Here is a 23,994-nt window from a genome sequence, read left to right as displayed (position 1 = left end):
CCCTGTTACGAAATAACGATCGATTTCCCTCACATCGAGAGCAATTTCCGCAGCGAGCGGGCATTGGATTTAACTAACGGCACCCTTCCTGCCGAGCCTCGGGTTTCCTCGGCAGCCGATAATACGGACCAGCGCGAAAGACCAACGAGTCGGCTTTGAAATAGGAACACATGGTAAGGGGAGACCGTAGTTCTGTCATATCAAACTACAATTTTCGAAGAGTAGGAGGCGACATGAAGGCCCAAGACGTAATGACATCGAACCCCGCATGCTGCAATCCATCGAGCACCGTGCAAGAGGCAGCTTTACTGATGGTCGATAATGATTGCGGCCAAATCCCCGTTGTCGATGATTCCGGTGCGTTGGTGGGCGTGGTGACCGACAGGGACATCGCCTGCCGCTGTGTTGCCAAAGGCAATTCCTCCGACCAACGCGTTGAGGAGGTGATGACATCATCACCTGTTACTGTCACCGCCGATGCAAGCGTCGACGAATGCTGCACCAAGATGGAAGACAATCAGGTTCGGCGGCTTCCGGTGGTCGATGACGAAGGCAAATGCTGCGGCATCGTTGCGCAGGCCGATATCGCCAGAAGCGCAGCTGAGAAGGAAACCGGCGACCTCGTGCGCGAGGTATCGGAGGCCAGTTCGGAGCCAGCTTCGGCGGGATGCTGCTAGTCGCACAAGACTATTGATTTTACGCGGATAAAGCGGACGGGGCGATCTGATCGGTCCCCGTCCGCAATCGCTCGTTACTTGTCAATCGCCTCGCCCCCGACTATCTCGGGCCGGTGAAGTTCATTCGTACCTTGACCTTGATCCTTTTTGGCTTCGGACTCTTTGTCCAGGTTGGAGCGAATGCGGCAGCCCTTCCTCAGATCGAGGCGGCGGAGATGAGCGACTGTGCCGAGATGGCCGATAACGATACATCCACCGATCCGGCAGGACCATGTTCCAGCATGACGCTCGATTGCGTGATTGCCATGAATTGCTTGCCGCCTTTGGCTCTGTCGAATGCGACTGAAATGGAGGGTGCGCCCCTTCGCTTGATGCCGAGCTACCTTGTTTCTGCGGCCCCGTGGTTTGAAACAGATCCACCGCTACCGGAATCGCCCCCTCCAAAACCTATCCTCACCGTCTAGTTTTCCCTGAAGGCGCGTTGCGACTTTTGCGAGACTGACGAACGATGCAGCCGCACGAACCGGTCTTCGCCGGTGCGGCATGTTATGTCGTCAGCTCGCTCTGCACGAGTGAGATTTATGAACTGGCGAATTGGTTGGGTGCCGTTTTCGGCCCTGCTGGTCGCGCAGGCTGCCCAAGCGCAGTCGGTCGGCTATGAAGAAACCCTTGCGGCGGCGCGGGCGGAACAGCCCATGCTTGAAGCGGGCGCTTTGCGTGTACAGGCGAGGCGCGATGCTGCGGACGCAGCGGACGAATTGCCCGATCCACGCGTTCGTGCAGGCGTGATGAACTTGCCGGTCACCGGACCCGCTGCATTTAATCCGTATGCGCAATTGCCGACGCAGCTCGCGGTGGGCATCGAGCAGGAAATTCCCAATCTTGCCAGGCGGCGAGCACGATACGGCCTTGCCGGATCCGAAATCGGTATTGCCGAAGCCCGTCTTGGCTTGTCCGAACGTTCCATCCTCGCCGAGGCCGGGACGGCTTGGATTGGCCTGTATTATGCTCAGCAGCGCCTCGCTCTTGCGCGCGACTCTCTGGACAGCTTAAGGGACTTCGTTCCGGTCGCAGTCAGTGCCGTCGCTTCGGGATCGGCCAGACCTGCCGAAAGCCTTGCGATCCGGCGCGAGCTTCTCGAAATCGAGGATGCCATTACCCGGATCGAGGCCGCGCGCGCAGCCGCGCGTGCCCGGCTGCAGCGATATATCGCCGGAAGCGAGCCCGTCGCTGCGGGGGCGCTCCCCAAGTTACCGTGGACCCGGAAGAGCTTCGGTTCGCGTTGGAGGCCAATCCGGAATTGCGTCTGGCGGATGCCGAGCAGCGACGTGCCGAAGCTGCAGCCGATCTGGCACGCGCTGAAAAGCGACCTGATTTCGGCGTCAGCGTGACTTATGGACACCGTAATCCTGATTTTGGCAGTGTCATATCGGTCATGGGATCGGTCACTTTGCCAATCTTCACTGACAGGCGGCAGAATCCGCGCATCGCGGCGGCCGAAGCAGACGCTGCTGCCGCCTCGGCCGAGCGCGTCGACCGCCTGAGGGCGATCAGGGCCCGGTTCGAAACCGATCTTGCTGAATGGCGCAGCGCGCTACAGCAATGGGAACGTGCGCGTGACCAGCTTCTCCCGCTCGCGCGCGACCGTGCCGACCTAGAAACCGCCAGCTTCGCTGCTGGACGCGCCGACCTCGTTGAAGTGATCGCGGCCAAATCTGCGCTGGCATTGCTCGAACTCGAGATCCTTGAACGCGAACAGATGGCTGTCGAAGCCGCTGCAACTCTACGTCTTACATATGGGGAGGACAGGCCATGAACGCCGCTTTCGAACGTTTTACGCCGCGCCAGCGCACTTATGCGACCGCCGCAGCCATCGCCCTTGTCAGTCTGGCGACCGGATACGGCTTGTCGATGCTCGGCGGAGATAGCAGCGGCGAAGAGCTCGGTGCCGACACCGGCTGCGACGAAGTGCTTTACTGGTACGACCCGATGGTGCCCGACCAGCGCTTCGATGAGCCGGGCAAATCTCCGTTCATGGATATGCAACTGGTCCCAAAATGTGCCGGAGGCGGAGCGCAGGCGGGCGAGGGCGTCAGTATCAGCTCGACCCAAGTGCAGAATTTCGGAATTCGCACTGCCGAGGCCGAATACGGCGTGTTGGAACCGGATGTGAGTGTGACTGGCACGCTCGCCTATAACGGTAGCGAAGTAGCGATCGTGCAGCCGCGCGCGGGCGGCTTTGTGCAGCGGACATATGGTCACGCGCCGCAAGACCTGATTACAAGAGGTGCACCGATCGTCGATCTGCTGATCCCCGAATGGGGCGGTGCCCAGCAGGAATTCCTTGCCGTAGCGGCAACAGGAGACGCGGCGCTTACCAATGCTGCCCGCCAACGGTTGCGACTGCTCGGTATGCCGGAAGGCGTGATCTCCTCAGTCGCTCGAAGCGGCAGACCTCAATCGACGATTACCGTCACCGCGCCGCAATCGGGCGCAATCACATCGCTCGGTATAAGGCCGGGCATGACCGTCATGGCAGGCCAAAGCCTTGCCGAAATTAGCGGCTACAGCCCGATCTGGCTCGAAGCCGCTGTACCCGAGGCATTGGCCGGAAGCGCCCGCGTCGGGCAGCCGGTCAGCGCGACGCTCACAGCTTTTCCTGGCGAGCGATTTGCTGGACGGATCATCGCCATCCTGCCGAGCGCGCAGGACACAAGCAGGACGATTACCGTGCGGGCCGCCATGCTTAATCCAGGGCTTCGGCTCAAACCGGGCATGTTCGCGCAAGTCACATTGGCACCTGAGCGACGTGAGACGTTGCTGGTTCCTTCGGAAGCGGTCATTCGCACTGGCGAGCGGACTCTTGTGATGATTGCACAGGAAAGCGGCGGCTATCGCCCCGCAGAAATTCGCATCGGCCGCGAAGCGAACGGGCGCACCGAAGTCCTTGCTGGCCTTGCTGCGGGCGAGCAGGTCGTTACTTCGGGCCAGTTCCTGCTCGACTCCGAAGCCAGTCTTACCGGTATCGATGTGCGTCCTGTCGATCAGGCCCCATCGGCGGCGACCCGAGACCAGACGTCAAGCGAGGCCGACGAGCCGCAAACCTATAGGGCAACCGGTACAATTGAGCGTATCACCTCAAGCAGTGTGACCCTGCGGCACGGCCCGGTGCCTGCACTCGAATGGCCAGCGATGACCATGCCTTTCGCCACCGAGGGGCCAGAGCAACTGCGCGGTTTCGCGCGCGGTGACCGGGTTTCCTTCACATTTGCGCAGGCCGACACCGGGCCCCGCATTGTCTCGATCCGAAAGACCGGCCAATGATTGCGCGCATTATCGATAGCTCGATTGCCAATCGCTTCTTCGTGGTGTTGGCGGCGATCGGGCTGGCATTGGCCGGTTTCTGGGCTGTGAGGACAACACCGGTCGATGCATTGCCCGATCTGTCCGACGTGCAGGTGGTGATCCGCTCGAACTATCCGGGACAAGCTCCCCGAATTGTCGAGGATCAGGTGACCTACCCGATGGCCACAACCATGCTGTCGGTCCCCGGCGCCGAAACAGTGCGCGGCTATTCCTTCTTCGGCGACAGCTATGTCTATGTCATCTTCGAAGACGGAACCGATCTTTACTGGGCGCGCTCGCGGGTTCTCGAATATCTCAACCAGGTCCAGAATCGGCTGCCCGAAGGAGTTCAGAGTACGCTCGGGCCCGATGCCACCGGGGTCGGCTGGATCTACGAATATGCACTGGTGGACCGTAGCGGCGGACACGACCTTGCCGGGCTGCGCAGCTTGCAGGACTGGTTCCTGCGCTACGAGTTGCAGACCATACCCGGGATCGCCGAGGTCGCCAGCGTTGGCGGCATGGTCAAACAATACCAGATCGTTCTCGATCCCTACCGTATGGCCTCGCTGGGTGTGACGCATGCGCAGGTTGTCAGGGCAGTTCAGGCGGGCAATCAGGAAACTGGCGGCTCAATTGTCGAGATGGGCGAAGCGGAATATATGGTCCGTGCATCGGGTTATCTCGGAACTCTGGCGGATTTCCGCAGCATTCCGCTGCGCGCCGAAGCGGGCGGCGTGCCGGTCACGCTCGGCGATGTCGCGAATGTCCAGATCGGTCCGGAACTGCGGCGCGGCATCGCCGAGCTGAACGGTGAAGGCGAGGTTGCAGGCGGTATCGTCATCCTGCGGCAGGGAGCCGACGCGCGGAGCGCGATTACGGCAGTGGAAGCCAAACTCGAACAATTGCAGGCGAGCCTTCCTGAAGGGGTGGAGATTGTCACCACCTATGACCGCTCGCAACTGATCGACGCATCGGTCGACAACCTGACGACCAAGCTGATCGAGGAATTTATCGTCGTGGCTTTGGTGTGCCTTTTGTTCCTGTGGCACGCGCGCTCGGCTCTGGTCGCGGTCGTGACGCTGCCTATGGGTGTGCTCGCGGCCTTCCTCGTAATGCGCTTCCAGGGAGTGAACGCCAATATCATGTCGCTCGGCGGTATCGCCATCGCGATCGGGGCGATGGTCGATGCGGCGGTGGTCATGATCGAGAATGCCCATAAACACATCGAACGCTGGACCGAGGAAAATCCCGATGCGGTTCTGTCCGTCAACGAGCGATGGCGTATCGTCACCGATGCCTCGAAGGAAGTCGGCCCGGCGTTGTTCTTCAGCCTGCTGATCATCACCTTGTCGTTCCTGCCGGTGTTTACCTTGCAGGCGCAGGAAGGACGGCTCTTCGCGCCGCTCGCCTTCACCAAGACCTACGCCATGGCCGCTGCTGCGATCCTTTCAATCACTCTGGTTCCAGTGCTGATGGGCTGGCTGATCCGGGGAAAGATCCCTGCAGAGGACAGCAATCCGGTCAACCGCGTGCTGACCCGCGCTTACCGACCCGGCCTCGACTGGGTGATGCGCCGCCCCAAGACCACGCTCGCCATCGCCGGTCTGATCTTCTTGACGACGCTTGTTCCTTTTTCCCGGCTCGGCGGTGAGTTTCTCCCACCGCTCGATGAAGGCGACCTTCTCTACATGCCCAGCGCCCTGCCCGGATTGTCCCCCGGCGAGGCGTCGGCGCTGCTCCAGCGCACCGACCGGCTGATCATGACCGTACCGGAAGTCGAAACCGTGTTCGGCAAAGCCGGCCGTGCCGACACCGCCACCGACCCCGCCCCGCTCATCATGTTCGAGACAACCATCCGCTTCAAACCGCGCGAAGAATGGCGCGAGGGCATGACGCCCGACATGCTGGTCGAGGAACTGGATCGCGCTGTGCAGGTGCCCGGCCTCGCCAACGTCTGGGTCCCGCCAATTCGCAACCGGATCGACATGCTCGCTACAGGGATCAAGAGCCCGATAGGGATCAAGGTTTCCGGAGAAGACCTGGGCGAGCTCGAACGAGTTGCGCTCCAGGTCGAACAAGCCGCCAAGAACGTTCCGGGCGTCAGCTCTGCACTGGCCGAACGGCTATCGGGAGGCCGCTATGTCGATGTCGATATCGACCGGCTGGAAGCAGCCCGCTACGGCCTCAACATCGCCGACGTCCAGCAGATCGTATCTGGCGCAATCGGCGGTGCAAACGTGGCCCGCAGCGTGGAGGGGCTGGCGCGATATCCGATCAACGTGCGGTATCCGCGCGAAATTCGTGACAGCGTGGACGAGCTGCGTAACCTGCCGGTTCTCACCCCGTCGGGTCAGCAGATTACGCTCGGCACCGTGGCTGCTGTGAGCGTGACCAGCGGCCCGCCCATGCTCAAGAGCGAGCAGGGCCGACCCACGAGCTATGTCTACATTGATGTGCGCGGACGCGATCTTACCTCGGTGGTTGGCGATTTGCAGGAAGTCATCGCCGCAGAAGTCGATCTGCCAGCGGGTGTCAGCCTGTCCTATGCCGGGCAATTCGAATATCTCACACGTGCCTATGAACGCCTGCAGATTGTCGTCCCGGCGACGCTCGCAATCATATTCCTGCTGCTCTATCTGATCTTCCGCCGGTTCGACGAGGCGCTGCTCATCATGGGCACGTTGCCATTCGCGCTGACCGGTGGCTTCTGGCTGCTTTACCTGATGGGGTACAACCAGTCCGTCGCAACCGCTGTCGGCTTTATTGCGCTGGCCGGTGTGTCTGCGGAATTCGGCGTCATCATGCTGATCTACCTGAAAGCCGCGTTGGACCGGCGCGGCGAGAATGCAGATGCAGAGGAAGTCTCTGCCGCCATCCGCGAAGGCGCCTTGCTGCGAGTGAGGCCCAAGGCGATGACCGTGGCGGTTCTCTTGGCCGGTCTGTTCCCGATCCTGATCGGCACTGGGGCTGGCTCCGAAGTGATGAGCCGAATCGTCGCGCCGATGATCGGCGGAATGATCACAGCTCCGCTTTTGTCCATGTTTGTACTTCCCGCCGCATATCTGTTGTTGCGGCGTCCCCGGCCAGATCGGCCAAACCACTCCGAAGGAGAAGAAAAATGCGTACCACAACCCTCTTGACCTCATTGGCCGCCCCGCTGGCGCTGGCAGCCTGTGATTCCGGCCAGGATATGGCTGAGATGAACGATATGCCGATGGCTGAAGATGGCATGATGATGGATGATCAGGACATGTCGGCAATGGACCCTGGTGACATGATGCAGACCGCCAGCGCTGAGGGAACCGTCACCGCCATCGATGGCGAAGCTGGCACGATCACCGTCGAGCATGGCCCGGTCGCCGCAATTGACTGGCCGGCAATGACGATGGCGTTCGAGGCAGACGAGCAACTGCGGAGTGATGTCAGCGTCGGTGAGGGAATTTCCTTCGAGTTTCGTACTGGTCCTGAAGGCAGTGTGATCACGTCGATCACGAAGCAGTGAAACGATGGGGCGGCGTCGGACAAATCCGGTGTCGCCCTCGAGGAGCAACGCTATCATGAACCGCAAAGGCCAGGTATTCCCCATCGAGCGTCGTGCATTGCTGAAGCACGCGGGCCTGGCCGCAGCGGGATTTGCGGTCATGCCGCTTGCAGCGTGCGAGGCACCCAACAAGCTTTTGCAGGGCAGCACTGGCGGTTCCAACCCGCTCGCCATACCGCCGTTGCAGGTGGGCCGGATCGAACAGGGCGAGCGTGTTTTTCGCCTCTCCTTGACCTCGGGCCAGAAGGAATTCGTGGCTGGCGTCGCCTCACCCACGATCGGCATTGACGCACCCTATCTCGGGCCGACACTGGAAATGCGCCGCGGCGAACGGGTGCGCTTCCACATCGACAATAATCTGGCCGAAGGCGCCACGGTCCATTGGCACGGGTTCGAACTCCCCGCCTCTGCCGATGGCGGACCGCATCAACTGATCTGCCCAGGCGAGAGGTGGAGCCCGTCTTTCGAAGTGCGCCAGCGCGCCTCGCTCTACTGGTATCATTCGCATCTGCACCGCAGAGCCGGGTCGCAGGTTTATGCCGGACTTGCCGCGCCGATCTATGTGCGCGACGATCAAGAAGAGCGCCTCGGTCTGCCGAGCGAATATGGCATCGACGACATTCCGCTGATCGTCCAGGACCGGATAATCGATGGGTCCGGTCAACTGATTTACCCAAGCGGAATGCAAGCGCGCATGATGGGCGTTCGTGGCAACCGGATTTACGTCAACGGCACCGAAGACGCTGTCTTTGACGCAGCGACCGGACAGCTCCGTCTGCGCCTTCTCAACGGATCGAACGCACGGTTCTATGATTTCTCGCTTGAGGGCGGTGCACCGATGCAGCTTATTGCGAGCGACGGCGGCTTGCTTGATCGACCCCATCCTGTCCGGTCGCTCAGGCTTGCGCCGGGGGAGCGGGCGCAGATCATCCTTGATCTCGCCGAAGGACGCCCGCTGCGCCTTGTCGCCAGCAGCCCGGACAACATGATGGGCATGATGGGCGGACAGGGCCGCGGCATGATGGGCGGAGGGATGATGGGCCGTGGAAATGACGGTGATCCTTCCGACGGGGTATTTCGCATTCTCGACATCAGGCCCGCAGATACGGCTCGGTCTGTCAGGCTGCCGGCCGAACTTGCTCCGCTTGGTGTGCCCGATCCATCGCTCGCCGTGCGAACCCGCCGGTTTGTGATCGATATGGGTATGATGGGCGGGGGAATGTCGATCAATGGCGCGGCGATGGACATGGATGTCATCAACGAACGCGTGCCGGTCGGACAATGGGAAATATGGGAGATCGCCAACGCTTCGATGATGGCGCACCCCTTCCATATCCATAATACGCAGTTTCGCGTGATCGAGCGCAATGGCCGCGCGCCGCCGCCGCTGGAAACGGGATACAAGGACACCGTGGTGGTGAACCCGCGCGAACAGGTGCGCGTACTGGTCCGCTTCGAGGAAAACACCGACCCGGACCTGCCCTACATGTACCATTGCCACATCCTCGAGCACGAGGATGCAGGTATGATGGGGCAATTCGTCGTCATGAACAGCTAGGAAGGAAATGTTGTGAGCAAGGATGAAAGCGTAATCGAGGGCACTGCCATCGACCCGGTATGCGGCATGAGCGTTGCGATCGACGGCGCGAAGCACATTGCGCCGTATGAAGGCGCCGAGCACTATTTCTGTTCTTCGCGCTGCCACGACAAGTTCCTTGCTGATCCCGAACTCTACCTGTCGGGCGCGCACCTCAATGCGGTCGAAGAGGTGCCTGAGGGGACGATTTATACTTGCCCAATGCACCCTGAAATCCGGCAGCCCGGCCCCGGTTCGTGCCCGATTTGCGGAATGGCGCTCGAACCGGAGATGGTCTCGCTCGACGATGGACCAGACCCTGAACTGATCGATATGCGTCGCCGCTTTTGGTGGAGCGCGCTCCTGACGCTGCCATTGTTCGTCTATGCAATGGGCGACATGGTTCCCTGGATCAGTTTCGACCAGCTTATCGAATCTGCCTATGCGCAATGGGCGCAGTTCGCTCTCGCTACCCCCGTCGTTCTGTGGGGAGCCTGGCCGTTTTTCACCCGCGCCGTCGAGTCGCTGAAGACGCGCAATCTCAACATGTTCACGCTGATCGGGTTCGGCGTGGCGATCGCCTACATTTTCAGCGTGGTGGCAACGATTGCACCGCATATTTTCCCGCCCGCGTTTCATGACCATTCGGGGCGGGTCGGGGTCTACTTTGAGGCCGCGGCTGTCATCACGACGTTGGTCTTGCTGGGGCAGGTCCTCGAGCTCAAGGCAAGGGGCTCGACCTCCAGCGCATTGCGCGCGCTGCTCGAACTGGCTCCGCCAAGCGCGGTCAAAATCTTCGGGTCCGGCGACGAGCGCGAGGTGCCGCTCGATCAGCTGGCCACCGGTGATCGTCTGCGCGTCCGTCCCGGCGACAAAGTGCCCGTCGATGGCGAGATTGAGGAGGGTTCGAGCGCAATCGATGAATCCATGATCAGTGGTGAACCGCTGCCCGTCGCCAAGAAAACCGGCGACACAGTTATAGGCGGGACAGTCAATCAGACCGGCGGCTTTGTCATGCGCGCCACCGGTGTAGGCAAGGACACGATGCTGTCCAAGATCGTCCAGATGGTAGCCGAAGCGCAGCGCAGCCGCGCACCGATCCAGCGCTTGGCGGATCAGGTGGCGGGCTGGTTCGTGCCCGCCGTGGTGGTGATCGCCATCGTCACGTTCATAGTCTGGGCTATCTGGGGCCCCGCGCCCGCGCTGGCCTATGCGCTGGTCAATGCCATCGCAGTCTTGATCATCGCCTGTCCGTGCGCGCTTGGGCTTGCCACGCCGATGTCGATCATGACCGGTACCGGTAAGGGCGCGCAGCATGGCATTCTGATCCGTAACGCCGAGGCGCTCGAAACATTGGAGAAGATCGATACGCTGGTGGTCGACAAGACAGGCACGCTGACGATGGGCAAACCCGACCTGGTGGCAGTGACACCTGCAAACGGAATTGACGAAACCGAATTCCTGGCCGCGGTCGCGGGTGTCGAGATGGGAAGCGAGCATCCGCTGGCCCATGCGATCGTCGAAGGCGCAAAAGCGCGCGGCGTATCGCCGGCCGAGGCCACAGACCTCGCCTCGACCACCGGCGAAGGTGTCGAGGCCAGCGTGCAGGACCGCCGCGTTGCTATCGGCAATGAGAAGATGATGCGACGTGTCGGTATCGACGATGACGTCTGGCTTGGCTCGGCGGAGGGCGGTCGCAAGCAGGGCCAGACAGTTATGTTCGTCGCGTTCGATGGCCGTCCGGCAGGTCTCATTGCGGTAGCCGATCCGATCAAGCCGACCAGCGCTGCGGCGATTGCGGCGCTCCATTCGCGCGACATCCGGGTGGTGATGCTCACCGGCGATAGCCGTGGCACAGCCGAAGCGGTGGCGCGCGAAATGGGGATCGACGAGGTGCATGCCAATGTCTCTCCGGAAGACAAGCACAGCAAGATTGAGGAGCTGAAGGCACAAGGCCGCCGCGTCGGTATGGCCGGAGACGGCATCAACGATGCCCCCGCGCTGGCCGCTGCAGATGTCGGAATCGCCATGGGTACCGGCACCGATGTGGCGATTGAGAGCGCAGGCGTGACTCTGGTGCGCGGTGATTTGACGGGGGTAGTCCAGGCCATCGTGCTGTCGCGCTCAACGATGCGCAACATCCGGCAGAACCTGTTCTTCGCGTTTGGTTATAACACGCTTGGCATTCCGGTCGCCGCAGGCGTGCTGTTTCCGTTCTTCGGATTGCTGCTGAGTCCCATGATCGCGGCGGCGGCCATGAGCCTCTCTTCTGTATCGGTGATCGCGAATGCGCTGCGGCTGCGGAGCCTGCGCCTGGACACATGACGCCGAATGGCGGCGATCACAACAAAGCCGTCGTTACCCATTCGCCGGTGACGAACACACCGACAAGGATCACGACTGCAGAGAAAATGTATGTTAGCGTCCGCTTGCGCGCCGCGAGGCTGTGCGAGGCCCGGGTTCCCAGCCAGCCCCCCATCGCGCCTCCGCCAATGAAGAACCCGGCGATCGGCCAATTGATCAGCCCGTCCAATGCGTAATTGGCGGCCGTGGTGGCGCCGAAAGCGGTTACGGAGACTAGCGAAGAGCCGATCGCATTGAGGATCGGCATGGCCGTCGCGGAAACCAGGCCCGGCACTACCAGGAACCCGCCGCCGATACCGAAAAAGCCAGACAGTGCGCCGACAACAAACCCACCGGCCGCCAGCCGCGGGGTCAACCGCAATGCGGTCGCTGCGGTAAGGCGGACATCCGGGTCGGACCCACCCGATTTTTCGCGTATCATCGACAGGCCGACAATGATCATCACCAAGCCGAACAGGCCCAGCAGGAGATCGCCCTGTGTCATCTTCCCCATAGTCGATCCCGCCGCTGCACCGATAATACCGAATGCCGCGAAAAGACTTGCGCAACGCCATTTCACACTGCCGCCACGGGCATGTAACAGCAGGTTGGCCAAGGCGCTCGCGGCCACGGCGGCAGCGGATGTGGCGATTGCGACATGTGTGTCGCGAACGCCGACAACATAGATCAATAGCGGCACGGCGAGGATCGATCCCCCGCCGCCGATCAAACCCAGCGAGAACCCCACGAGGAGCCCTGAGGCTAGCGACAATGACGCCTGAACAAGACCGATATCCATCAGGCGGGCGCAGCCGTCATTAACTTGTCTCGCCGGGTCCGCTGCCGGCTTCGCCGTCCGGACTGCAATAGATGGCGTAAAGCGTTTCCAGCACACGCCGTGTCGCATCGCCGGACAGGGAATAGTGGATTGAGCGACCGTCTCGCCGCGCTGCGACCAAACCGTCCTTGCGCATCAGCGAAAGATGCTGCGAGACGACGGTTTCACCGATCTCCAGCAAATTGGCCAGCTCGCCCACGCTGCGCTCGCCCTCCACAAGCTGGCAGGCGATCATCAGGCGGTTGTGGCTGCCCAATGCCTTGAGCAGGGTCACCGCCTTTTCGGCTTGTTTGCGAATATCTTCGGCTTGCATACTTGCATATATGCGAAGGTGTGCATATAAAGTCAATCGTAATCTGCCGCCGCGCTATTGCGGGCCGGGAGCTTTGAGCCAGATTCAGGATATTCCTTATGACCCACATCAAGACCCTCAACGACAGTTTCGCCGTCTCGGCTGCTCCGCCTTCCGAGAGCGACCTGCGCGCCTTGGCGGAGGATGGTTACAAAGCCGTCGTCAACCTGCGCTGCCAGGATGAGGCGGACCAGCCAATCGCCCCGAACCGGGAAGGTGAAGTTGTGGCATCGCTTGGCCTCGAATATCGTCACCTGCCGATGGCGGGCGGCGCCATGTCGGATGAACTCGTCGATGAATTCAGGGCCAGCGTCGAAGCGCTCCCGAAGCCGGTTCTGGTCCATTGCGCTTCGGGCAAGCGCGCAGGGGCCTTCACAATGATGCATCTGGCGGCGCAACAGGGAATGGGCGGCGACGCGACGCTGCAGCAAGCGGCGGATATGGGCTTCGTTTGCGATGAACCGGCGCTGGAAGATTTTGTCCGTAATTACGTCGACCGAGCGCAGGACTGATCACTCCGACCCGCCTTCAACCTGCATACAAAAAGAGCTTTCGATGAAACCTGACGTAGAGGCATTTTTCGACACAAATACCAATACGGTGACCTATGTCGTGTCCGATCCCGCGGCCAAGGTGTGCGCGGTGATCGATCCGGTGCTCGATTTCGATGCCGCAGCGGCACGAACCGCGACAAAGTCCGCCGATAAGGTGATCGATTTCGTCCGGGAGAAGGGTTTCAAATGTGAGTGGATACTGGAAACCCATGTCCATGCCGATCACCTGTCCGCCGCACCTTACATTCGCAGCGCGCTAGGCGGCAGACTCGCTATCGGCAGCCAGATCACCGTCACGCAGAATACCTTCGGTCCGATCTTCAATGCCGGGGTGGACCTGCCGCGCGATGGGCGCCAGTTCGACCATTTGTTTGCCGATAATGACAGCTTCGACCTGGGCACCATATCGGCTCGGGCACTCCATACGCCGGGACATACGCCCGCGTGCATGACTTATGTTATCGGCGATGCCGCCTTTGTCGGCGATACGCTGTTCATGCCCGATTACGGCACGGCGCGCGCCGACTTTCCCGGCGGCGATGCACGTACGCTCTATCGCTCTATTCGCCGGATCTTCGAGCTACCAGGCGAGACGCGGCTGTTTATGTGTCACGACTACCTACCGGAAGGCCGCTCGGAGCATCGGTGGGAAACTACGGTACAAGACCAAAAGCACAGCAACATCCATGTCCACGCCGGGATCGGCGAGGATGCATTTGTGGCCATGCGAGAGGAGCGCGACGAACAGCTGGGTATGCCACGTCTCATCCTGCCATCAATCCAGATCAACATTCGTGGTGGGAACATGCCTGGCGCAGAAGAAAACGGCACGATCTATCTGAAACTGCCGGTCAACGTTTTGGGTGAACCGCAAACACCGCCCGAAGAAACAGGTCCACGCACCCAGTAAGTTTGCCGTCGATGCATCAACCTGAGGGTGGAGGGTGCATTATGATCCGGAATGTCGAAAACAACCTAGCGATATGGGCCGCAAAAGTGCGATTGATCGATCCGGTCTTCCGCCTCTCTTTGAGCCTCATATTCATCATCGGCGGATTGGGGCATTTTCTTGCACATGAATATATGCTCGACCGGATGGCATTGTCGCCATGGAAAGATCATGTTGTTTTAATTGGTGATGCGTCCATCCTTTTGTGGCTGTCTGGCTTGGTGTTCATCGGTGCAGGCACATCGCTGGCCTTGGGGTGGATGACTCGGCTCTCATGCACCGCGCTATTTCTCACTCTCGTTCCGATAACTTTCGCGATCCATATCGCCCCTGGCCACACAGGCCCGCTACTCAAGAATATCGCTATCCTGGGGGCGCTGGCATTTGTCTTCGTTCGCGGACCAGGAAGTCATTCAATGGATACGGCGCTCGGTCGCGCCGCTAGTTGAGCGACGAGCACGCTGACCCGCCACATACGAGCAAAATCTCGCAAAAGATTTTGACGTGCTTTGCAAGAGTTTCACGCTTCAAGCTACGCGCTTCAGCCGGACGCGTTCTTCCACGCCCCCATGGAACCAAGATAGATGTCGAGGTGCTCGAAACCCTTGCTGGCCAGCCAGCCCGCAGCAACGCTCGCGCGCATTCCGCTCGCGCACATCAGCGTGTAGTGATGATCCTGCTTTAGCTCTTTCCAGCGGGTATTCAGCTCGCCGACGTAGATATGTTCTGAGCCATCGATACTGGTTTGCTGGCGCTCCTCGAGATCACGCACATCGAGCAAGGTCCATTGGCCGCCGTTCTGGTCGAGTCTTTGCGCGACTTCATCGGTGTTGATCATGGGAACGCTGCGCATCGCCGCGCCCTGTGCAGCTGCAGGAACGACGCCCACGTAACCACCAATGATGTTGTCAAAACCGATGCGCACCAGATGCGCCATCGCATTGGCAAGCTGGTCTTCTTCGGAGGCGACCAGCGCTATCGTCTCGCCCTCGGTGATGAACCACCCTGCGAAAGCCGGGATCATTCCCACCGGAAGGCACATCGCGCCCGGCAGGTGGCCGCCGGCATAGCCAAGCGGTTCACGAACGTCGATCAGGTGGTCAGCGCCGCTCTTGGCAATTTGCTGTAGCCCCATCCGGCGGGGGCGCATGATGCGCGGAGCAGCATCTGCGCCTTCCAGATTGAGCCGCTCCATTAACCGGAAATAGGGCGGCTGGTAATGGTGCTCTGCTATTTTCGCCTGAATGAATTCGTCGCGATCAGAGATACGCAGGCGCGAATTATTGCGGCGTTCATGGCCGACCGTGGAGAATTCCCGGTCCGCCATACCCGATCCGCAGACCGAACCCGCGCCATGCGCCGGGTAAATGATTGCCTGGTCTCCGAGACGGCAAATCTTTTGCAGGGAATCGTATAGCAGCCCGGCAACTTCCTCCTTGCGTTCGGGATAGAAATCGGTTCGCCCGACATCGCCGACAAACAGCGCATCGCCTGTGAAGACGCCAACCGGTCCTTCGGAATATTCGCTGTCATGGATAACGAAGGCGAGATGGTCGTCAGTGTGACCGGGCGTTTCAAGCACTTCGATTCTCAGTTGTCCCAGTTCAAAGCAATCGCCTTCGCGCGCAGTCTCGGCAAACACGACTTCGCCTGCTGAATTGGGCCCGTGATAGACCCTCGCGCCGGTCATTTCGGAAAGGATCGGCGATCCGCTGATGAGGTCCTCATTGCGATGGGTCTCGAAGATGTGGGTGATCTCCAGTCCTTCGGCGCGGGCCTTATCGACATAGATTTCGCAGTCTCGGCGCGGATCGATGACCGCAGCCTGCCCGCCGGCACCGATAATGTAGGAGATTTGCGAAAGACCCGGGGTCTTGATCGTCTCGAAATACATGTGGCTTCCTTGTGTCCTACTCGAAATTTGTGATGTTCAGGCCGATTGAGCCTCAATCAGTGGTACCAGGCTCAATCGATCCCCAGCTCGGCTTTGATGGCGGCAGGGCTCTCTAAGCTCTCGTTTTCGGGCCGACCGATGGCAGGCTTTGCGTTGATCCAAATGTCTTCGAGTACAAACTCGAGAAGGCTCGCTGCAAGATCCGCGTGACGGCATCTAAAGCAACCCTCTGCCAGACGTTCGTCGGTAATCACCGCTTCGCCGGTATAGGGTTCGTCAAGCAACCACCCGGGCCGCGCAGCCGTCCACCTGATACCCGGAGCGTCACTCAGCATCGCCTCCATTGCACGCATCTGTTCCAGGATGTTGAACAGTGCAGGCTTGGCCGTCAGCTCAAACCAGGCAGGAACGCTCGACTGGTGTTCGACGAAGGCCGCAGAGATCACAGCAATTCGGTCCATATCGGCTTGCTTCATCGCTTCGAGCAGATTTCGCGTTCCTTCGGTATAAAGCGGTGGCGGATCGATGGCATTGCTCGGACCAAACCCGACACCGAGAGTTGAAATTACCGCGCGGCATCCATCGAGCTGCTGTGCGAAATCATCCGACAGAACATCGCAGTCGATATATTCGAACTCGCCTATACGCTCGCTCGGCTCGGGCAGATTGTGTTCAAAGGCGCGGATCGGTACGTCACGGCCAAAGGCATGCTTCAAAAGCTCGGTGCCTGCTTTACCGCCGGCACCGAAGACAGCAATCGGCCTGGTATCGGGCATGGGATCGCTCCTTTTCAGAAATGATGTCTGCAAGAAAAATCAGCTTTAGCGGGCGCACGGGTGAGCCATCACTCGACCGTGCGCCCTGCTTCAATCAGGCTCCGCCGCCGGGACAGGTGGTATAGCCCCAGAAGCCGAATTCATCCTTGGCTCTTGGCGCAGCCACGATCATCTCCTGCATCTGCAGGCCCGCATCGCCTTCATCATCCAGCATGCGCGTCTTGATGCGAAGCTCGCCGTTCGAATAACTGTCCGGGCCATCGGCAGTGACCGGAATAAGGGTACCGTTGATCTTGACCGCACCCTGGCCGCTATCGTCGTAGACGAAGGACGGGAAGGCAATTTCGGTCAGACGAAACTGACAGGAATTTTGCGCGCCCAGTGCAGCGATATCTGCGCCATTCATGGTTTCGGGAAGCATCAGGCCGGGGCTGACATTTGCCAGAGCAGTGGCGGCATCCTCAATGGGGGCTGCGGTTGCGGGCGGGTCTAGCTGTGCCTCGCGGTCATTGCCCGGGGCGGTGTTGGAATTGCAGGCGGCGAGCGGCAATGCGATGGCCGCTATAAGCGCGAAGTTTTTCATTGCTGCATCTCCTCTGGCAGGCGTTCTTCGGTTCGCGGTCCGTTCTGCTCGATGTCGTCGATCAAATATTTCATCTCGGCGATTTCGCGGCGCTGGGCGACGATGATAGCCTGTGCGAGCTCGCGCACTCTTGGATCCTTCAGACTTGCGCGTTCGCTGGTCATGATCGCGATCGAGTGATGCGGGATCATCGCGGCCATATATTCGGTATCGTCTACGGTGGTCTGACTGCGCACCAGCCACAGGGCGAGGGCGAACACGACGGCACCGACGCCAAGAATGATAAAGTTCTTGGTCCGGTCCTTGTACATGCCCCACATAAAAAGGAGCATCACGATCATCATCATTCCGCCCATGACGAACATCATCCAGAAGCGGGTTTCGCTCCAGAAGATATCGTCGACGGTGAAGGTGTTGGCATACATCAGGAAGAACATAATCACGGTCGAGGTCGAAACCATGGCCATGAACCGCCAGTAGCTGCCTCCCCCTCCCTTGTCCGAGTGGCGCGTCTTCTCAGTCATGCTTTTTCTCCTTCATGCATCATGGTCCAGAATAGCTGCGCCGAGCAGCTGATGAGTGCGAAGCCTGTCAGGGCTTCGATGCCGGCGAGCACCCTCAGGTGGTCGGTCGGATAGATGTCGCCCAGACCAAGCGTGGTCACGTTGATGAGCGAGAAATAAAAGTAGTCCATCCAGTCCATTGTCGGGGCCTTGTCGAACCCTCCAAGATCCCATTCCGCGCCGAGCCAGAAGCCGACCGCGAAAAGGATTGCGACCAGAAAATGCGAACTGAGGACGAGCAGCGAGACGCCAAGTTTGGCCAGCGTGTCTCGCCTGCGGCCGAGCAGGCGGTGGCCGACACCAAGGATCGCGAGGTGTGAGGCGATAGCCAAGAGGAACAGGAAGACGGAAAGAATGAGCGCAATGATCATAGGAAGGCCTTTGCGCCCATCCACAGACCCATGCCCATCATGAACAGGTTCTCGGTCAATGAGACGAAGCCAAGCGGAACATTACTGCTACCCCCGACGCAGGCGCATTTGAGCTCGCGCTTATCGATGTAGACCGCCTTGAATACGCTGACGGCGCCAATAGTCCCGATGAACAGTGCTAGCGGAGCAGAAAACCAGGTCAGCGCGCCAGCGGTCATGAGAATACCTGCGGCGGCCTCACCGAACGGATATACGAAGCCATAGGGGACCCAGCGTTTGGCCAGCAGATCGTAGTTCAGGAACATTGTCGAGAAGCTGCGCACGTCTTGCAGCTTCTGGACGGCCAGCAAGGTCATCGACAGGCTCACGAACCACTCTGCCGCGCGCACGGTAAAGAGGTTGTCGAAGAACGCCCAGCTCAGCCCGAGCGCGAGCAGCAGAGCTACCGCGAAAATCGCGATGACGGGCTGATAACTGGTTTCGCCCTCCTTGGGCTGCGAGCGGCTTTTGCCGAAGAATTCGCGCACATCGTCATAGCCACCGATGCGCCTGTCTTCGATAAAGGTTTGGGGCGTGGTCTCGACCTCGTGCTTGTCTTTAAACGCGTCGGTCTCTTCCCTGCTTGTCAGGTGATTGTCGTCGATCTCGAATCCCTGTCGCTTGAGGAGATCGATCGTCTTGAGACCATAGGGGCAAACGTGATCCTCCATCACCATGCGGTAAACCGTCGCTGTTCGGGTCGTCATAATTCGCTCCGTTTGTTTTTCGTGATGGCGCTACTGGGCAATGCGCAAGCCGGGCACGGTTGTGCAGTGGAGCCCGCCTCGAGAGCTTCCCACCTGGAAAGGAAGTGCATGGTCAACTCGCCTCTCCCGTTCCATCGTTCTCGGGCGATGCTGGTGCGCCGGGATTGCGCGAGAGGTAGAACCATTGGCCAAGAAAAACGGCGGCGATCCCGATCACGGCGTAGGCCACGACGGCAGGATCGCTGCGCAATTTCGCGACAGTGAAAGCTGCCAGGACCACGCCATCGGCTGCGAGTGCAGCGAGAAGCACCGAGGCGCGTGCGCCGACTTTTCCGCGCAGGTGGCGCAGGACGCCCCAGTGAACCAGCATGTCCATGACGAGATAGAAGAAGGCGCCCAGCGATGCGATACGGGAAAGATCGAACAATACGGCCAGCGTTCCGGCAACGACAACCGTATAGACCAGCATGTGGCTGCGGATCCCGCCGCTCATGCCGAAATGGCTATGCGGGATCATCTTCATATCGGTCAGCATCGTCAGCATCCGCGACACCGCAAAAACACTCGCGATGACGCCCGACGTGGTGGCAGCGATCGCGATCGCGACGGTGAAATAGAAACCGAGATCGCCAAGTGCCGGGCGCGCCGCCGCCGCCAGTGAATAATCGCGTGCTTCGATAATCTCGGAGATGCTGAGGCTTGAGCCCACCGCAACAGCGACGAGCAGATAGACCACGATGCAGATGCCAATCGAGATCATGATTGTGCGGCCGACGTTCTTGTGCGGATCGACGATCTCGCCGCCACTATTGGTGATCGTGGTAAAGCCCTTGAAAGCGAGAATCGAAAAGGCAACCGAGGCGACCAGGGCTTCCGCGTTGGTCAGCGATACAGGCTGCGAGAATGCTCCTGATGAAAAACCGCTCACCCAGATCGCCGCTACTGCAAATAGCGCAATGCCGCCGATCTTGATCGCCGACATGATAAGTGAAAACCCGCTAACGGACTTGTTGCCCGCTGCATTGACGAAATAAGCAAAGATAATGAGGGCAAGCGCTGCCAGAGAGACAAGCCATCCGCTGCTTTCGAGATCGAACGGACGCAGCGCATATGTTGCGAAGGTCCTTGCCACGAGACTTTCGTTGATAACCATCGACAGGGCCATCAGCAGCGAGGCTGATGCGGCGATGACGCCGGGCCCGTATGCTTTTTGCAAAATCATCGCGATGCCGCCCGATGAGGGCCATTTGTTCGACATCTTGATGTAGCTGTAGGCCGACAATGAAGTGACCAGCGCCCCGGCGATAAAGGATAGCGGAAAGAGGGGGCCGGCAAGTTCGGCGATCTGCCCGGTGAGTGCGAAGATGCCCGCACCGATCATGACGCCGGTTCCCATGGCGATGCCGCCCAGCAGCGTTATGGAGCCTGCGGTATTGCCCGTTCGATCGTGACCATGGTCTTGCAATACATTCCCCTAAGGATGTCCTCCCGTCCGAGAAACATCATTGCCGAACAGTACGTTCGGCAGGGCTTCACCCCTCAAAAAAGATTCTGCGAGACTCCAGGCGCCTGTGTGCGACCGGGTTATAGTTACATCGGCCCGGCTTCTCTTCGTTGAAGGTGCGCCTGAGCTTCGCGAACATCCAGCTCCCGGGTACTGTTTCCGGTGCGCAGCATGAGATGAGCGACACCCCCTTCGGTGTAGTAGACCGGATGCACGCTTTTCTCGACGATCACCCTGCAAACGGTCAGCCCGCCAAGCCCATGGAAACGACTATGGACCAGGGCACAAGCATCCCCGCCCAGGGCGTCTCTTGCAGTGTCCATCAAAAGTCGTTCGAATCCATCTTGGTTCGCGTGCTTGAGCGTTCGCATATCCGCTTCAATGCCCGCAACAGTCCCGTCATCTTCCACGCCGATCAAGAGCGTGCCACCTTCATGGTTGAGAAAACCCGCTATTGTCTTCACGACAACCTGCTGCAGGCGCCGGTTTACGCGCTCTTCGCGTCTGTCCCAACGCATAGACGACTTGAACTCGACATGCTCTCCTTCGCCCCGGGCAATGAGCAAAGGTAGCTCTTCTTCAAGCTCGCGTTCGAGGAAACGAACTTTCGAGCGTTCATCCAAAAGGCGGCTGTGATAAATACCAAACCCCAGCCCAATCGCAGCGCCCAACGCCACATACACAGCGCTCATCGTTAGCATTTCAAACGCGAATGCCGAAGACAGACGGTCAAGCAGAAAAGCGAGCGCGTTGCTTTGGGCGGCAATATTCGAGGCACCGAATTCATACCAGTAGACAAGTGTCGTCACCGGATGAAGGATCGCGAAACCCATGACTGCGCCTATGGCGGTGTGCAGGAGCAGACCCCGTCTATCTTCGCTGGATCGATATCGCGAAATTGTTCGTCTCCTGTTGAGGCGTCATTCTGATTGGTGTCACCAGCCTTCTTTTGTCGCATCCGACACCCGCGTGGAACCAAGTGCTTGTTCCGATCGATAGAGCGCCGTTCCAAGCCAGTCTGATTTCCTCAAGCGTTATCTGAAGTACCGGTACAAAGGCACCACGATCACCGCGATGTACCACCCATATAAGAAGCTGCCGATTGCGCCTGCGAGAAATCCAGGGAGTGTCAGCCATTCGAATCCGGGAAGCAGCGGTTCCCAGGCTTCATGCATATGGAACCGTTCGGGCGCGAGCAGGCCGAAAGCTATGCAGATCAAGTAGCTGAGGAGCAGAAACAGGCTGAGTGTACAGCCCCAGGCGATGATCGAGGATTTGAGCGAATGCTCTGACATCATGGTTCTCCTGTTGAATTACCGTCATCTGGGCTGGTCGGCGTTTACGGATAGGATGCGAAGACTTTCTGGCCGTCCGGACCGAAAGCGATGACCTCATAGGGCTGCACTCGATCGCCCATTTCCATGCCGGGGGAGCCTAGCGGCATTCCGGGAACGGCGAGGCCGGTCACGCCCTCGGGCCTTTCGCGCAGGAGCCGCGCGATCGCTTCGGCGGGCACATGACCTTCGATGATGTAGCCCTCGACTTCCATTGTGTGGCACGACCACAGATCCTCCGGTACGTCCTTGGCTGCCTTGAGCGCACTCATATCGTCAGTATCGACCGAAGCCACTTCTGCTTCCATGCCGCCCTCGACATGTCCTGCCCAGCTCAGGCAGCAACCACATCCCGGATCTCGGAACATCGTGTAGGTGGCGGCCTGTGCGGCATTCGAGCAGGCCGCAAGCGTGAGAAGAACCGATGCCGTCAGCGAACGCCGCAGCGGCTTCGATGGGTTGTCTTTGATCATGTTACATTGCCTTTCTTGGAGCCGCGCCAGAGCGAAATGGTTCCGGTTGCGGTATGGATTTGAGCGAGCAGCTCTGCGCTTGCAAAAATTTCGCCGAGCAATTTCTCGACTGCTCCGTCAGCGCTCGGCTGGGTGTCTGGTAAACCGTCGAGGAGCTGAACGGTCGCGCGGAACATTGCGCGCATGAGCGGATGGTCCTGGCGCATGTAATCAGCGATCAGCACCATGCCGCCAGGAGCTAGCAAGGCCTCCATTTGCTCGAGGATTGCGCGCTTCTGCGACACGGGAACCTGGTGCAAAACAAGCGAGCTGACGATCATATCGGGTCGCCGATCACCCGAAAGGTCGAGACTGTCGAGAAATCCGTTGTGCCATCGAACGAGGCCCGCAGCAGGACCAAGCTTGCGCCGTGCGATCGCAAGCGCTGCCGGATCGGGTTCTACGCCTAATAAATCTGCTTGGGGGCAGCTGGTCATGAATGCTCGCAACAACGTCCCCGTGCCGCAACCTACATCCATGACCTTATCGCCAGGTTTTACTCGAGCCTGTTTGACGATCTCCCGGCGCCATTTCGCCTCGCGCGTGAAAACGCCAATCGCACGATCATAGAGCGGTGTGAGCCAGCTGTGGCCAAGCAGAGGAGTGAACTCCCGTTCCACTTTTGTGAGGCGTGCATTTTTCACCACATAATTTCCGATCTGTTCAGACAACCTTCGCTATTGTTCGTTGCACGTTCTGATACGCACAGCCGGGCCGCAGCCCTCAAAAAAGAAACTTAAGGGTTCGGGTATTCTATTGCGTATAGGAAGCGGGCAACCGACAGGAGCAATGGATGCGAAACAATCAGACACTCGATGCGATGCTTGGGACGCTGGGCACACAGGACTCCTTCAAAGTTCCGGACGATTTCATGACCGGCGTGTGGCAACGGGCAGGCCAGCTTGGCGAAATCGTTGAAAGACGCCGCAGGATGGCCTTGTTCGCGGGCCTGTTCGTCGTCGGCCTGGGAGCCGGCGCAGGCACCAGCGGGTGGCCTGCACAATTTGCTGGTTCCCAACCTGGCATAGCAGATAGCATCATTGTCGGAGAGCGGCTCTCGCCCTCCGCGCTGCTGCATGTGGAGCGCTAGACATTGAAGAAATTGCATATTGCCCTCGCGGTGCTGCTCGCGGCGCTCGCCGGTTGTCTCGGTGCGCTCGCCGCAGATCGCTGGGCCAATCACGATGCTGATACGGGCCTGCATGCGTTCGTGCATGATGAACTCACACTAACAAACGAGCAGAAGCAACGCCTTGAAACACTCGAAGCGCGCTTCGCTGTGGAACGGGCCAGGCTCGAGGCCTCTGCGCGCGCTGCCAACGCCCAACTCGCGCAGGCGATGGAAGCCGAACACGAATACGGACCCGGGGTGGGGGCTGCCATCGACGAGGTTCATGCCCGCATGGGCGATCTCCAAAAAGCAACGGTCCGCCATGTCTTCGACATGCGTGAAATTCTCGACCCCGATCAGCAAAGACAATTTGACCAGCAAGTGTCCAAAGCTCTCACCGACAGCCCGCGCAGCTGACCCCG

Annotated in this window: 27 protein-coding genes; 14 read left to right on the top strand and 13 right to left on the bottom strand. The window is 59.7% G+C overall.

Annotation, left to right across the window (positions count from 1 at the left end):
• Positions 1 to 233 precede the first annotated feature (233 nt).
• From WKH79_RS09695 to WKH79_RS09655, 9 genes are all read left to right on the top strand, one after another.
• Positions 234 to 677 (top strand): CBS domain-containing protein, encoded by a 444-nt coding sequence (locus tag WKH79_RS09695; RefSeq protein WP_050600430.1) that lies wholly within the window; start codon positions 234 to 236, stop codon positions 675 to 677.
• Between the two features lie 113 nt (positions 678 to 790).
• Complete coding sequence (locus tag WKH79_RS09690) at positions 791 to 1,141, top strand: hypothetical protein (protein WP_082847541.1); 351 nt, start codon at positions 791 to 793, stop codon at positions 1,139 to 1,141.
• Between the two features lie 117 nt (positions 1,142 to 1,258).
• Entirely contained in the window at positions 1,259 to 2,068 is an 810-nt protein-coding gene (locus tag WKH79_RS09685; RefSeq protein WP_341858737.1) for a TolC family protein, read from the top strand.
• The gene (locus WKH79_RS09680) at positions 1,960 to 2,493 is read left to right on the top strand and encodes a TolC family protein (RefSeq protein ID WP_341858736.1); all 534 of its coding nucleotides are present in this window, start codon (positions 1,960 to 1,962) and stop codon (positions 2,491 to 2,493) included. Before WKH79_RS09685 ends, WKH79_RS09680 begins: the two co-directional genes overlap by 109 nt.
• Positions 2,490 to 4,001, top strand: a complete 1,512-nt coding sequence (locus WKH79_RS09675) for an efflux RND transporter periplasmic adaptor subunit (protein ID WP_063535323.1) — start codon at positions 2,490 to 2,492, stop codon at positions 3,999 to 4,001. Before WKH79_RS09680 ends, WKH79_RS09675 begins: the two co-directional genes overlap by 4 nt.
• Positions 3,998 to 7,165, top strand: a complete 3,168-nt coding sequence (locus tag WKH79_RS09670) for an efflux RND transporter permease subunit (RefSeq protein WP_063506064.1) — start codon at positions 3,998 to 4,000, stop codon at positions 7,163 to 7,165. The genes WKH79_RS09675 and WKH79_RS09670 overlap by 4 nt, the downstream gene beginning before the upstream one ends.
• Positions 7,144 to 7,527 carry a copper-binding protein gene (locus WKH79_RS09665; RefSeq protein WP_228135259.1) on the top strand — a complete coding sequence of 128 codons (384 nt, stop codon included), beginning with the start codon at positions 7,144 to 7,146 and terminating at the stop codon, positions 7,525 to 7,527. The genes WKH79_RS09670 and WKH79_RS09665 overlap by 22 nt, the downstream gene beginning before the upstream one ends.
• Positions 7,528 to 7,582: 55 nt before the next feature.
• A complete protein-coding gene (locus WKH79_RS09660; RefSeq protein WP_063535324.1) occupies positions 7,583 to 9,124 on the top strand; it encodes a multicopper oxidase domain-containing protein in 1,542 nt (513 codons plus the stop codon).
• Positions 9,125 to 9,136: 12 nt separating this feature from the next.
• Positions 9,137 to 11,467 carry a heavy metal translocating P-type ATPase gene (locus WKH79_RS09655; RefSeq protein WP_050600425.1) on the top strand — a complete coding sequence of 777 codons (2,331 nt, stop codon included), beginning with the start codon at positions 9,137 to 9,139 and terminating at the stop codon, positions 11,465 to 11,467.
• 16 nt (positions 11,468 to 11,483) lie between these two features.
• On the opposite strand, the gene WKH79_RS09650 is transcribed toward WKH79_RS09655, so the two are convergent.
• Positions 11,484 to 12,284 (bottom strand): sulfite exporter TauE/SafE family protein, encoded by an 801-nt coding sequence (locus WKH79_RS09650; protein WP_197458193.1) that lies wholly within the window; start codon positions 12,282 to 12,284, stop codon positions 11,484 to 11,486.
• Positions 12,285 to 12,303: 19 nt separating this feature from the next.
• Entirely contained in the window at positions 12,304 to 12,636 is a 333-nt protein-coding gene (locus tag WKH79_RS09645) for a metalloregulator ArsR/SmtB family transcription factor (protein ID WP_063505481.1), read from the bottom strand.
• Positions 12,637 to 12,734: 98 nt separating this feature from the next.
• Between WKH79_RS09645 and WKH79_RS09640 the strand changes: the two genes are divergently transcribed.
• The 3 genes from WKH79_RS09640 to WKH79_RS09630 are packed head-to-tail and all read left to right on the top strand — an operon-like array spanning position 12,735 to position 14,627.
• Positions 12,735 to 13,187, top strand: a complete 453-nt coding sequence (locus tag WKH79_RS09640; protein WP_063505480.1) for a protein tyrosine phosphatase family protein — start codon at positions 12,735 to 12,737, stop codon at positions 13,185 to 13,187.
• 43 nt (positions 13,188 to 13,230) lie between these two features.
• On the top strand, positions 13,231 to 14,139 hold the full coding sequence (locus tag WKH79_RS09635; RefSeq protein WP_063505479.1) for an MBL fold metallo-hydrolase: 909 nt from the start codon (positions 13,231 to 13,233) through the stop codon (positions 14,137 to 14,139).
• A 41-nt stretch (positions 14,140 to 14,180) separates the two neighbouring features.
• Positions 14,181 to 14,627 (top strand): DoxX family protein, encoded by a 447-nt coding sequence (locus WKH79_RS09630; protein ID WP_063505485.1) that lies wholly within the window; start codon positions 14,181 to 14,183, stop codon positions 14,625 to 14,627.
• A gap of 92 nt (positions 14,628 to 14,719) precedes the next feature.
• Here WKH79_RS09630 and WKH79_RS09625 read toward each other — a convergent pair whose 3' ends face one another.
• The 11 genes from WKH79_RS09625 to WKH79_RS09575 all read right to left on the bottom strand — a co-directional run bounded on the left by WKH79_RS09625 (position 14,720) and on the right by WKH79_RS09575 (position 23,132).
• Positions 14,720 to 16,072, bottom strand: a complete 1,353-nt coding sequence (locus WKH79_RS09625) for an MBL fold metallo-hydrolase (protein WP_063505478.1) — start codon at positions 16,070 to 16,072, stop codon at positions 14,720 to 14,722.
• A gap of 71 nt (positions 16,073 to 16,143) precedes the next feature.
• Positions 16,144 to 16,848, bottom strand: coding sequence for an NAD(P)H-binding protein (locus tag WKH79_RS09620; RefSeq protein ID WP_341858735.1), 705 nt, complete (start codon positions 16,846 to 16,848; stop codon positions 16,144 to 16,146).
• Positions 16,849 to 16,942: 94 nt separating this feature from the next.
• On the bottom strand, positions 16,943 to 17,431 hold the full coding sequence (locus WKH79_RS09615) for a DUF6692 family protein (protein ID WP_341858734.1): 489 nt from the start codon (positions 17,429 to 17,431) through the stop codon (positions 16,943 to 16,945).
• A complete protein-coding gene (locus WKH79_RS09610) occupies positions 17,428 to 17,955 on the bottom strand; it encodes a DUF305 domain-containing protein (RefSeq protein ID WP_063511835.1) in 528 nt (175 codons plus the stop codon). Before WKH79_RS09610 ends, WKH79_RS09615 begins: the two co-directional genes overlap by 4 nt.
• The gene (locus WKH79_RS09605) at positions 17,952 to 18,365 is read right to left on the bottom strand and encodes a potassium channel family protein (RefSeq protein ID WP_063511834.1); all 414 of its coding nucleotides are present in this window, start codon (positions 18,363 to 18,365) and stop codon (positions 17,952 to 17,954) included. Before WKH79_RS09605 ends, WKH79_RS09610 begins: the two co-directional genes overlap by 4 nt.
• Entirely contained in the window at positions 18,362 to 19,111 is a 750-nt protein-coding gene (locus WKH79_RS09600) for a glutaredoxin (protein ID WP_063505474.1), read from the bottom strand. The genes WKH79_RS09605 and WKH79_RS09600 overlap by 4 nt, the downstream gene beginning before the upstream one ends.
• Positions 19,112 to 19,223: 112 nt before the next feature.
• Entirely contained in the window at positions 19,224 to 20,576 is a 1,353-nt protein-coding gene (locus tag WKH79_RS09595; protein WP_341858733.1) for an APC family permease, read from the bottom strand.
• Between the two features lie 125 nt (positions 20,577 to 20,701).
• Positions 20,702 to 21,448 carry an ATP-binding protein gene (locus WKH79_RS09590; RefSeq protein ID WP_050600414.1) on the bottom strand — a complete coding sequence of 249 codons (747 nt, stop codon included), beginning with the start codon at positions 21,446 to 21,448 and terminating at the stop codon, positions 20,702 to 20,704.
• A 201-nt stretch (positions 21,449 to 21,649) separates the two neighbouring features.
• Complete coding sequence (locus WKH79_RS09585) at positions 21,650 to 21,910, bottom strand: DUF5676 family membrane protein (protein WP_341858732.1); 261 nt, start codon at positions 21,908 to 21,910, stop codon at positions 21,650 to 21,652.
• A gap of 44 nt (positions 21,911 to 21,954) precedes the next feature.
• Entirely contained in the window at positions 21,955 to 22,422 is a 468-nt protein-coding gene (locus tag WKH79_RS09580; RefSeq protein WP_341858731.1) for a DUF411 domain-containing protein, read from the bottom strand.
• Positions 22,419 to 23,132, bottom strand: a complete 714-nt coding sequence (locus tag WKH79_RS09575) for a methyltransferase (protein WP_341858730.1) — start codon at positions 23,130 to 23,132, stop codon at positions 22,419 to 22,421. Before WKH79_RS09575 ends, WKH79_RS09580 begins: the two co-directional genes overlap by 4 nt.
• A gap of 122 nt (positions 23,133 to 23,254) precedes the next feature.
• On the opposite strand from WKH79_RS09575, the gene WKH79_RS09570 reads away from it, so the two are divergent.
• Both WKH79_RS09570 and WKH79_RS09565 read left to right on the top strand, forming a co-directional pair.
• Complete coding sequence (locus tag WKH79_RS09570; protein ID WP_290845728.1) at positions 23,255 to 23,551, top strand: hypothetical protein; 297 nt, start codon at positions 23,255 to 23,257, stop codon at positions 23,549 to 23,551.
• A 3-nt stretch (positions 23,552 to 23,554) separates the two neighbouring features.
• Positions 23,555 to 23,989 carry a periplasmic heavy metal sensor gene (locus WKH79_RS09565; RefSeq protein WP_341858729.1) on the top strand — a complete coding sequence of 145 codons (435 nt, stop codon included), beginning with the start codon at positions 23,555 to 23,557 and terminating at the stop codon, positions 23,987 to 23,989.
• Positions 23,990 to 23,994 lie beyond the last annotated feature (5 nt).

It is taken from the genome of Qipengyuania sp. GPGPB31, assembly GCF_038396345.1.
GTDB classification, from domain to species: domain Bacteria; phylum Pseudomonadota; class Alphaproteobacteria; order Sphingomonadales; family Sphingomonadaceae; genus Qipengyuania; species Qipengyuania citrea.
The sequence above is the reverse complement of the archived record's forward strand: the minus strand, read 5'-3'. Positions and strand labels throughout refer to the sequence as shown.

Coding starts and splice junctions, on each gene's coding strand:
- WKH79_RS09590 (WP_050600414.1), bottom strand. CDS start 21,448: ATGGGTTTCGCGATCCTTCATCCGGTGACGACACTTGTCTACTGGTAT.
- WKH79_RS09660 (WP_063535324.1), top strand. CDS start 7,583: ATGAACCGCAAAGGCCAGGTATTCCCCATCGAGCGTCGTGCATTGCTG.
- WKH79_RS09605 (WP_063511834.1), bottom strand. CDS start 18,365: ATGATCATTGCGCTCATTCTTTCCGTCTTCCTGTTCCTCTTGGCTATC.
- WKH79_RS09635 (WP_063505479.1), top strand. CDS start 13,231: ATGAAACCTGACGTAGAGGCATTTTTCGACACAAATACCAATACGGTG.
- WKH79_RS09620 (WP_341858735.1), bottom strand. CDS start 16,848: ATGCCCGATACCAGGCCGATTGCTGTCTTCGGTGCCGGCGGTAAAGCA.
- WKH79_RS09665 (WP_228135259.1), top strand. CDS start 7,144: ATGCGTACCACAACCCTCTTGACCTCATTGGCCGCCCCGCTGGCGCTG.
- WKH79_RS09630 (WP_063505485.1), top strand. CDS start 14,181: ATGATCCGGAATGTCGAAAACAACCTAGCGATATGGGCCGCAAAAGTG.
- WKH79_RS09640 (WP_063505480.1), top strand. CDS start 12,735: ATGACCCACATCAAGACCCTCAACGACAGTTTCGCCGTCTCGGCTGCT.
- WKH79_RS09585 (WP_341858732.1), bottom strand. CDS start 21,910: ATGTCAGAGCATTCGCTCAAATCCTCGATCATCGCCTGGGGCTGTACA.
- WKH79_RS09625 (WP_063505478.1), bottom strand. CDS start 16,072: ATGTATTTCGAGACGATCAAGACCCCGGGTCTTTCGCAAATCTCCTAC.
- WKH79_RS09675 (WP_063535323.1), top strand. CDS start 2,490: ATGAACGCCGCTTTCGAACGTTTTACGCCGCGCCAGCGCACTTATGCG.
- WKH79_RS09650 (WP_197458193.1), bottom strand. CDS start 12,284: ATGGATATCGGTCTTGTTCAGGCGTCATTGTCGCTAGCCTCAGGGCTC.
- WKH79_RS09645 (WP_063505481.1), bottom strand. CDS start 12,636: ATGCAAGCCGAAGATATTCGCAAACAAGCCGAAAAGGCGGTGACCCTG.
- WKH79_RS09570 (WP_290845728.1), top strand. CDS start 23,255: ATGCGAAACAATCAGACACTCGATGCGATGCTTGGGACGCTGGGCACA.
- WKH79_RS09685 (WP_341858737.1), top strand. CDS start 1,259: ATGAACTGGCGAATTGGTTGGGTGCCGTTTTCGGCCCTGCTGGTCGCG.
- WKH79_RS09695 (WP_050600430.1), top strand. CDS start 234: ATGAAGGCCCAAGACGTAATGACATCGAACCCCGCATGCTGCAATCCA.
- WKH79_RS09600 (WP_063505474.1), bottom strand. CDS start 19,111: ATGACGACCCGAACAGCGACGGTTTACCGCATGGTGATGGAGGATCAC.
- WKH79_RS09615 (WP_341858734.1), bottom strand. CDS start 17,431: ATGAAAAACTTCGCGCTTATAGCGGCCATCGCATTGCCGCTCGCCGCC.
- WKH79_RS09670 (WP_063506064.1), top strand. CDS start 3,998: ATGATTGCGCGCATTATCGATAGCTCGATTGCCAATCGCTTCTTCGTG.
- WKH79_RS09580 (WP_341858731.1), bottom strand. CDS start 22,422: ATGATCAAAGACAACCCATCGAAGCCGCTGCGGCGTTCGCTGACGGCA.
- WKH79_RS09610 (WP_063511835.1), bottom strand. CDS start 17,955: ATGACTGAGAAGACGCGCCACTCGGACAAGGGAGGGGGAGGCAGCTAC.